The sequence below is a fragment of the Mesorhizobium sp. M5C.F.Ca.IN.020.29.1.1 genome, from assembly GCF_003997375.1.
In the GTDB taxonomy this organism is placed as follows: domain Bacteria; phylum Pseudomonadota; class Alphaproteobacteria; order Rhizobiales; family Rhizobiaceae; genus Mesorhizobium; species Mesorhizobium wenxiniae.
In genome coordinates, this window is record NZ_RZSW01000265.1 from 1 (window position 1) to 8167 (window position 8167).

The 8167-nt window shown below is 62.0% G+C and carries 9 protein-coding genes and 1 pseudogene; 8 read left to right on the forward strand and 2 right to left on the reverse strand.

Annotated elements, in window-relative coordinates; translation table 11 throughout:
- The 6 genes from EOA85_RS20430 to EOA85_RS20455 all read left to right on the forward strand — a co-directional run.
- Positions 1-1352, forward strand: a 1352-nt coding sequence (locus tag EOA85_RS20430) for an NAD(P)-dependent oxidoreductase (protein ID WP_164759769.1), incomplete at its 5' end; no start/stop codon positions are given.
- Between the two features lie 2 nt (positions 1353-1354).
- On the forward strand, positions 1355-2668 hold the full coding sequence (gene preA / locus EOA85_RS20435; RefSeq protein ID WP_127210945.1) for an NAD-dependent dihydropyrimidine dehydrogenase subunit PreA: 1314 nt from the start codon (positions 1355-1357) through the stop codon (positions 2666-2668).
- 360 nt (positions 2669-3028) lie between these two features.
- Complete coding sequence (locus tag EOA85_RS20440) at positions 3029-3547, forward strand: Rrf2 family transcriptional regulator (RefSeq protein WP_127210946.1); 519 nt, start codon at positions 3029-3031, stop codon at positions 3545-3547.
- 12 nt (positions 3548-3559) lie between these two features.
- Positions 3560-4018 (forward strand): carboxymuconolactone decarboxylase family protein, encoded by a 459-nt coding sequence (locus EOA85_RS20445; protein WP_127210947.1) that lies wholly within the window; start codon positions 3560-3562, stop codon positions 4016-4018.
- A 62-nt stretch (positions 4019-4080) separates the two neighbouring features.
- Positions 4081-4458, forward strand: a complete 378-nt coding sequence (locus EOA85_RS20450) for a DoxX family protein (RefSeq protein ID WP_127210948.1) — start codon at positions 4081-4083, stop codon at positions 4456-4458.
- A gap of 103 nt (positions 4459-4561) precedes the next feature.
- Positions 4562-5056 (forward strand): DUF3592 domain-containing protein, encoded by a 495-nt coding sequence (locus tag EOA85_RS20455; RefSeq protein WP_127210949.1) that lies wholly within the window; start codon positions 4562-4564, stop codon positions 5054-5056.
- A 105-nt stretch (positions 5057-5161) separates the two neighbouring features.
- On the opposite strand, the gene EOA85_RS39910 is transcribed toward EOA85_RS20455, so the two are convergent.
- Together EOA85_RS39910 and EOA85_RS20465 are read right to left on the reverse strand one after the other, a co-directional pair.
- On the reverse strand, positions 5162-5290 hold the full coding sequence (locus EOA85_RS39910) for a hypothetical protein (RefSeq protein WP_281033763.1): 129 nt from the start codon (positions 5288-5290) through the stop codon (positions 5162-5164).
- A 433-nt stretch (positions 5291-5723) separates the two neighbouring features.
- Positions 5724-6353: a TetR family transcriptional regulator C-terminal domain-containing protein gene (locus EOA85_RS20465; protein ID WP_164759770.1), complete on the reverse strand. Its 630-nt coding sequence runs from the start codon at positions 6351-6353 to the stop codon at positions 5724-5726.
- Positions 6354-6607: 254 nt separating this feature from the next.
- Here EOA85_RS20465 and EOA85_RS20470 point away from each other — a divergent pair, with 254 nt between their 5' ends.
- Positions 6608-7936 (forward strand): aspartate aminotransferase family protein, encoded by a 1329-nt coding sequence (locus EOA85_RS20470; RefSeq protein WP_127210952.1) that lies wholly within the window; start codon positions 6608-6610, stop codon positions 7934-7936.
- Positions 7937-8005: 69 nt separating this feature from the next.
- A pseudogene (locus EOA85_RS20475) lies at positions 8006-8167 on the forward strand (Zn-dependent hydrolase); the annotation flags it as partial.

Below are 8167 nucleotides of genomic sequence, written 5' to 3' on the forward strand. Positions count from 1 at the left end.
ATTTCAAGCAGGGCATTGCCGGCGGCCGGCTTTCGCCCGAGCAATATGCCGATAATTTTTCCGACCTGCATCCGCCGCTCGATCATCACGAGGCGCTGGTCGAGTCCGATCGCTGCTATTTCTGCTACGACGCGCCGTGCATGAACGCATGCCCGACCTCGATCGACATCCCGTTGTTCATCCGCCAGATCTCGACAGGCAATCCGATCGGCTCGGCCAAGACGATTTTCGACCAGAACATTTTGGGCGGCATGTGCGCCCGCGTTTGTCCGACCGAGACGCTGTGCGAAGAGGTCTGCGTGCGCGAAGTGGCGGAAGGCAAACCGGTGCAGATCGGCCGGCTGCAGCGTTATGCAACCGATGTCGCCATGGCTGAGAACAAGCAGTTTTATGCGCGCGCCGCGCCGACCGGCGAGACGGTCGCCGTGGTCGGCGCCGGACCGGCAGGTCTTGCCGCCGCCCATCGGCTTGCCCGCCATGGTCATGAGGTGACCATCCTGGAAGCCCGTCCGAAAGCCGGCGGTCTCAATGAATACGGCATCGCCGCCTACAAGAGCATCGACAATTTTGCCCAGGCCGAGGTCGATTATGTCCTGTCGATCGGCGGCATCGACATCCAGAATGGCAAGGCCCTCGGCCGCGACTATCAATTGTCGGACCTGACTAGGAATTATGACGCGGTGTTTCTCGGCATGGGGCTTGGCGGCGTCAACGCGCTGCGCGCCGACGGCGAGGAGGCGCAAGGTGTCACCAATGCGGTGGAGTTCATCGCCGAGCTTCGCCAGGCCAGTGACCTTGCCAGCCTGCCGGTCGGCCGGCGTGTCGTCGTCATCGGCGGCGGCATGACGGCGATCGATGCGGCGGTGCAGTCGAAGCTGCTCGGCGCCGAAGAGGTGACGATCTGCTACCGGCGCGGGCAGGAGCACATGAACGCTTCCGAATTCGAGCAGGATCTGGCTGCCGCCAACGGCGTCACCATCCGTCACTGGCTGCAGCCGAAGCGGGTCATTGCCGCAGGCGGCAAGGTCTCGGGCATCGAACTCGAATATACGGCGATGGATGGCGACAAGCTCGTCGGCACCGGCGAGCGGCTGACGCTGGTCGCCGATCAGGTGTTCAAGGCCATCGGCCAGAGCTTTGTCCCGGCTGCGCTCAACGGCAGCGGTGCCTTGCTTGCTTTGGAGGGCGGCCGCATCAAGGTCGATGTCGAAGGCCGCACTTCGTTGCCAAACGTCTGGGCCGGCGGCGACTGCATCTTCGGCGGCGACGACCTGACAGTCTCCGCCGTCGCACAGGGCCGCGACGCGGCCGAATCGATTCACCGGGCACTGACCTCGAACGGGAGGGCATGAGCATGGCAGATATCAGAAACAATTTCGTCGGCATCAAATCGCCGAATCCGTTCTGGCTGGCTTCGGCGCCGCCGACCGACAAGGCCTACAACGTCATCCGCGCCTTCAGGGCGGGCTGGGGAGGCGTGGTGTGGAAGACGCTTGGCGAAGAGGGGCCGCCGGTGGTCAACGTCAACGGTCCGCGCTACGGCGCGATCTGGGGCGCCGATCGGCGCCTGCTCGGCCTGAACAACATCGAACTGATCACCGACCGCGACCTGCAGGTCAATCTGCGCGAGATCAAGCAGGTCAAGATGGACTGGCCCGACCGAGCCATCGTCGTCTCGTTGATGGTGCCTTGCGAGGAGCATGCGTGGAAGGCCATCCTGCCGGTGGTCGAGGAGACGGGGGCCGACGGCATCGAGCTCAATTTCGGCTGCCCGCACGGCATGTCGGAACGCGGCATGGGCTCGGCGGTCGGCCAGGTGCCGGAATACATCGAAATGGTGGTGCGCTGGTGCAAGGCCAACACCCGCATGCCTGTTATCACCAAGCTGACGCCCAACATCACCGATGTGCGCAAGCCGGCGCGTGCCGCCCTTGCCGGCGGCACCGACGCCGTCTCGCTGATCAACACCATCAATTCCATCACCGGCGTCAATCTCGATAGTTTCGCACCGGAGCCGACAATCGACGGCAAGGGTTCGCATGGCGGCTATTGCGGCCCGGCGGTGAAGCCGATCGCCATGAACATGGTGGCCGAGATCGCCCGCGATCCGGAAACGCACGGGCTGCCGATCTCCGGTATCGGTGGCATCACCACGTGGCGTGACGCCGCCGAATTCATGGCGCTCGGCGCCGGCAATGTGCAGGTGTGCACGGCGGCGATGACCTATGGCTTCAAGATCGTGCAGGAGATGATCGCCGGCCTGGAAAACTGGATGGATGAGAAGGGCCATGCCTCGCTGGACGACATTATCGGCCGCGCCACGCCCAACGTCACCGACTGGCAATATCTCAACCTCAACTACGTCGCCAAAGCGCATATTGACCAGGAGGCCTGCATCAAATGCGGCCGCTGCCACATCGCCTGCGAGGACACTTCGCACCAGGCGATCACCGCAATCGTCGACGGCGTCAGGCATTTCGAGGTGATCGAGGCGGAATGCGTCGGCTGCAACCTCTGCGTCAATGTCTGCCCGGTCGAGAACTGCATCACCATGGAGCCGCTGGCGGCTGGCGTGATGGACCAGCGCACCGGCAGACCGGTGTCGCCGGTCTACGCCAACTGGACGACGCATCCGAACAACCCGATGGCCAAGGTGGCGGCGGAGTAGGGCTCGCTTCAGCCGGAGTTCCTCGCCCCACGAAGTGGGGAGAGGTGGCCCGGCGAAGCCGGGACGGAGAGGGGTCTTCGGGGCGGCTGGGAATGGCTCCCTGATGGCCTTTTATCCTGCGCCTCATCCTTCACCGTTTCTGTCGTCGCAAACGTCATGCCCCTCTCCGTCCCGGCTTCGCCGGGCCACCTCTCCCCCGCTCTGCGGGGGCGAGGAACAGAAGTCGCGTGCTGCGCGACCTTCGCTCTTCGGCAATCTCTCTTTCGCGGCCATCGCAAACACGTAAAGATTTTTCATTTCCATATTGCGGATATAAATTATCCACGATAAAAATGTATCCATGAATCGGAGATCAGCACGATGAAGTTGGGCGAGGGCGTCGAAGCGGCCATCCACTGCGCCGCAATGCTTGCCGGCATGGAAGGCGCGGCGACCATGCCGGGTGCTGCCATGGCGGAAGCGTTCGGCCTGTCGCCGAGCTATCTCCTCAAGCATCTCAACGCGTTGACGGCGTCGGGCATTCTGGAATCGGTGCCCGGGCCATCGGGCGGTTACCGGCTGGCGCGGCAGGCAGAGCGCATAACGCTGCTCGACATCGTGCTCGCCGTGGAAGGACGCGAACCGGCCTTTCGTTGCGGCGAAATCCGTCAACGCGGGCCGGCCAGGCTCGATGCCTCGGCCTATGTCAAACTTTGCGGCATCAACGTCGCGATGCTGAAGGCCGAGCGCGCCTATCGCGCGGCTCTTGCCGAGGCGCGGCTGTCCGACATCGTGGCGCAGTATAGGAGCGATGCCGATCCCCGTTCAGTCGCCGCGAACTGCGCCTTTGTCGAGCGCCATCAGCGACCGCAGAAATCGAGTTCAACCAAGCAAGCGTGAAAGGTGAAGACGATGAAACAGAGGCTGCAATTCTTCGGCGCGGCGCCGGAAATCATGAAAGCGGTATCGGCGCTCAACAAGGCGGTCGACGAATGCGGGCTCGAGGCAAGCCTGTTGCACCTGATCAAGCTGCGGGCGTCGCAGATCAATGGCTGTTCCTATTGCGTCGAGATGCACAGCCGCGAGGCGCGCCATGACGGCGAGACCGAGCAGCGGCTTTACCTCGTCTCCGCCTGGAAGGAATCGCCGCTGTTTTCCGAGCGCGAACGCGCTGCCTTCGCCTGGACCGAAACGGTGACGAAGATCGCCGATAACGGTGTTTCGGACGGACTCTATGCAAAAACGCTTGAACACTTTTTGGAAGAGGAACTGGCCAAGCTGACGGTGGCGATCGGCATGATCAACATCTGGAACCGGCTCTGCGTCTCCTTTCACGCCATTCATCCGGTAGCGGCAGCCAAGGCCGCTTGAGCGGACGGACCTGACGCGCGGCCTTTACGCCGCGCGTCTCTTTTTTCTTTGGGATCAAGACCATGTTGTCGAATTTTGAGAATGAGATTCTTCTTGCCGCCCGCCTGCTGCTCGGCGGCGCGTTCGTCTTTGCCGGCCTCCGCAACATCCAGAATGCAGGCTTCCTGACTCAGATGATGACGGCACGCGGCGTGCCGCAGGCGCGGCTGATGCTGTGGCTGGGGATCGTGCTGCAGATCGTTTCCGGAGCGCTGGTGATATCAGGTGTCTGGACCGCTGCCGCGGCTCTGTGCCTGGTGCTGTTCCTTGTCATCGCTACGCCGATGTTCCACAATTTCTGGGATCATCAGGGGCCCGAGGGCGCGTCCCGCATCAACGGCTTTGTCGGCAATGTCGCGCTGACCGGAGGATTCCTAGCGCTGATGGGCCAGGCGCTTTAAGAGGAATCGCCCAGCCGATATGGTATGAATTGTCATCTGCGCATTAATCGCTCCGTTGCGATTGCCTCGTATGATTGGCTCAGTTTCGCTTGTCGGAGCCTTTATGGAGCAAAGCTGGAATAGCTTCTGGGGAAGCGTTTCGCAGGCCTTTCACCTCGCGCTCTCGCCGCTTCGGGCGCTTGCCGAAGCATTCGGCTATTTTCCGAGCGATATCCAACTCTGGTGCTTCGTCTGCGGTCTCTTTTTCCTGGTGCTTGTCGTTCCCCACACCTATGGCGATCTCGTGCTTCGGCACCGTCGCGTCTATGTGACAGGCAAGGTGGTGGAGATAAAGATGTCGGACGACTCGCCCAGGACGCCGACCATCGAATTCGCCGATCGCCTCGGCAAGATCTGGCGCTTTGAATCGCATTTGCCGGTCAATAACATGACCGGTTCGGTCGGAGCGGCAGTAAAGGTCATGTATGACCCCCTGCATCCGAACCGGGCACGGGAAGTGGGGCGGCCGATCATGAAGGCAACCCATACGGCGGTCTGGTATGCCATTATCGCCGGGCTAATGGCGCTGGCCTTCTGGCCCGGCCTGACGTCCGATTGAGCCTTTTCGAACAGCGTGCCATTACCGCTTGTTTTGCATGTCGTTATCCCAAACCGCTGCGCACCCCTCGGGTCAAAGCCCGACGGCAGGTTTGGGCGACATGAACTATGCGGCAAATCGCAGGCCGGCCGCACCAAGGCTGCGCCATGCACCCTTGCCGGAGATGGTCACCTCATACCCGGGCCAAGCAGCTTCCGCGCCGACGCTGATGCCGGACGAGCCGCCAACGATCACGGCATTTCTCAGTCATGAATGCCGTTCCTTCATATCGGGGAGGGGCGCCCGACGAGGTCAAAGCTCAATGTCCGCAATTGCTGCCTTGCCTTTGCATCATAGGCTTGCGCGTTGGCGCGAGATTCATTGGTTGGCCGCAGCCCCTCAGCTTCGTCATCCCAGGGCGTAGCAGCCGCGAAGCGGCGTCGCGGAGACCCTGGGATCCATGCCGCGACATCAACCGAGGAATGCGGCGGAACAGAATTCTGCACTGCAGCAGCGCTCTGAGGTTACGGCATGGATCCTGGGGTCTGCGCCGCGTCGCTTCGCTCCTTGCTGCGCCCCAGGATGACGAAACGATGAGTGCTTCGGCCAACCTCCATGGTCTGCGACAGCCAAGCGAACGGTGAATGTCGGCTGCAACCAGCTCTCCACCTGTTAAACCATTTTGCCGCTAGCTTTTCGGCTTCAGCCCATCGATGAACAGCTGTTCCAGAAACCTTGCCGCATCCTCGAAGCGGCCGTCGCCGCCGCGGTTGGGGCCGAGCACGGCGCGGACCTGAACGTCGAAATCGGCATAGTGCTGCGTCGTCGCCCAGATCGAGAAGATCAGGTGCCAGGGGTCGGTGCGGGCGATCTTGCCGGCGCGCATCCAACCCTTGATGATGGCGGCCTTCTCGTCGACCAGAGTCTTCAGCTCGCCTTCAAGCATCGGCATGATGCGCGGCGCGCCCTGCAGGATCTCGTTGGCGAACAGCCGGCTTTCCCTAGGAAAATCGCGCGCCATTTCGAGTTTGCGCCTGATGTAGCTGCGCAATTCGGTTAGGGGATCGCCGATGTCGTCCAGTTCGCGCAACGGCGCCAGCCAAGTGTCCAGAAGCCGCTGCATCAGCGTCTCGTGGATGTCCTCCTTGCGGCGGAAATAGTAGAGCAGATTCGGCTTCGACATGCCGGCGGCTTCGGCGATCTGGTCGATGGTCGAGCCGCGAAAGCCGTTGGTTGAGAACACCTCGAGCGCCGCCTCCAGGATGAGCTCGCGCTTTTCCTGCTGGATGCGGGTGCGGCGCGGGGCAGGGGTGTCCATGCCTGTCGTCATCCCCGCAGGACATTGCCGCGAGGGTCATCTGGACCAATTCTCTGGACCAGTTTTTCTCCGGCCTGTGGAGCGCGCCTCAGCTGCCGCATTTCCGCTAGTAATCCTTGACCGCCGACAGGGCGGTGCTAACGTTTGTCCGATCGGTCAAAAATTTGCGTAGCACGAAAACGCAGCAGAGACCAAGTGTCGGGAAGACCAAGCGTTAGCCGCACCGAAACAGGTTACAAGGGGAAGTCTTGGTCATGTCCAACCGGCTGAAAGTCACGCCGAACGATCTCAGCGCATTCTGGATGCCGTTCACGGCGAACCGGCAATTCAAACAGGCGCCCCGCATGATGGTGTCCGCCATGGACATGCATTACACGACCAGCGACGGGCGCAAGGTTCTCGACGGCACCGCCGGCCTGTGGTGCGTCAATGCCGGCCACTGCCGGCCGAAGATCACCGAGGCGATCCAGCAACAGGCCGCCGAACTCGACTATGCGCCGGCCTTTCAGATGGGCCACCCGATCGTCTTCGAACTGGCGAACCGTTTGGTCGACCTCGCGCCGAAGGGCATGGACCACGTGTTCTTCACCAATTCCGGATCGGAATCGGTGGAGACTGCGCTGAAGATGGCGATCGCCTACCATCGCGCCAAAGGTGAGGGCTCACGCACCCGCCTGATCGGCCGCGAGCGCGGCTATCACGGGGTCAATTTCGGCGGCATCTCGGTCGGCGGTATCGTGGCCAATCGCAAGATGTTCGGCACGCTGCTCGGTGGCGTCGACCACATGCCGCACACGCATCTTCCCGAGAAGAATTCGTTCACCAAGGGCGTGCCCGAGCATGGCGCGGAATTGGCCAACGAGCTGGAGCGCATCGTTGCGCTGCATGATGCCTCCACCATCGCGGCCGTCATCGTCGAGCCGGTGGCCGGTTCCACCGGCGTCATCCTGCCGCCGAAGGGCTATCTCGAGAGGCTACGCGAGATTTGCACCAAGCACGGCATCCTGTTGATCTTCGACGAGGTCATCACCGGCTTCGGCCGCCTCGGCACGCCGTTTGCCGCCGACTATTTCGGCGTCACCCCCGATATTATGACGACCGCCAAAGGCGTCTCCAATGGCGTCATCCCGATGGGCGCGGTGTTCGTCAAGAAGGAAATCCACGACGCTTTCATGACCGGTCCCGAGCATATGATCGAGTTCTTCCACGGCTACACTTATTCGGGCAATCCGATCGCCTGCGCGGCAGCCCTCGGCACGCTCGACACCTACAAGGAAGAGGGCCTGCTGACCCGCGGCGAGGAACTGGCGCCGTATTGGGAAGACGCGCTGCATTCGCTGAAGGGCGAGCCGAACGTCATCGATATCAGAAACATCGGCCTGATCGGCGCGATCGAGCTGGCGCCCATCCCCGGCAGTCCGACCAAGCGTGCCTTCTCGGCCTTCGTCAAGGCGTTCGAGCGCGGCGCCTTGATCCGCACCACCGGCGACATCATCGCGCTGTCGCCGCCGCTGATCATCACCAAGGGCCAGATCAACGAATTGATCGACCATGTGCGTGAAGTGCTGAGGGCGGTGGACTAGATACTCCACAACGTATAGGGCGGCGACGGGAACCGTCGCCCTATACGTGAATAGATGAGAGGAACTTGAATGGCCGCTCCGGGCGAGAATCTGCGAATCAATTCAGACCGTTTGTGGGATTCGATAATGGAGATGGCGAAGATCGGCCCCGGCATTGCCGGCGGCAACAATCGCCAGACGTTGACCGACGAGGACGGCGAGGGGCGGCGTCTGTTCAAGCGCTGGTGCGAG

Excerpts from the sequence above, each read along its gene's own strand:
- preA (WP_127210945.1), top strand. The coding sequence starts at position 1,355 with ATGGCAGATATCAGAAACAATTTCGTCGGCATCAAATCGCCGAATCCG.
- EOA85_RS20440 (WP_127210946.1), top strand. The coding sequence starts at position 3,029 with ATGAAGTTGGGCGAGGGCGTCGAAGCGGCCATCCACTGCGCCGCAATG.
- EOA85_RS20445 (WP_127210947.1), top strand. The coding sequence starts at position 3,560 with ATGAAACAGAGGCTGCAATTCTTCGGCGCGGCGCCGGAAATCATGAAA.
- EOA85_RS20450 (WP_127210948.1), top strand. The coding sequence starts at position 4,081 with ATGTTGTCGAATTTTGAGAATGAGATTCTTCTTGCCGCCCGCCTGCTG.
- EOA85_RS20455 (WP_127210949.1), top strand. The coding sequence starts at position 4,562 with ATGGAGCAAAGCTGGAATAGCTTCTGGGGAAGCGTTTCGCAGGCCTTT.
- EOA85_RS20465 (WP_164759770.1), bottom strand. The coding sequence starts at position 6,353 with ATGGACACCCCTGCCCCGCGCCGCACCCGCATCCAGCAGGAAAAGCGC.
- EOA85_RS20470 (WP_127210952.1), top strand. The coding sequence starts at position 6,608 with ATGTCCAACCGGCTGAAAGTCACGCCGAACGATCTCAGCGCATTCTGG.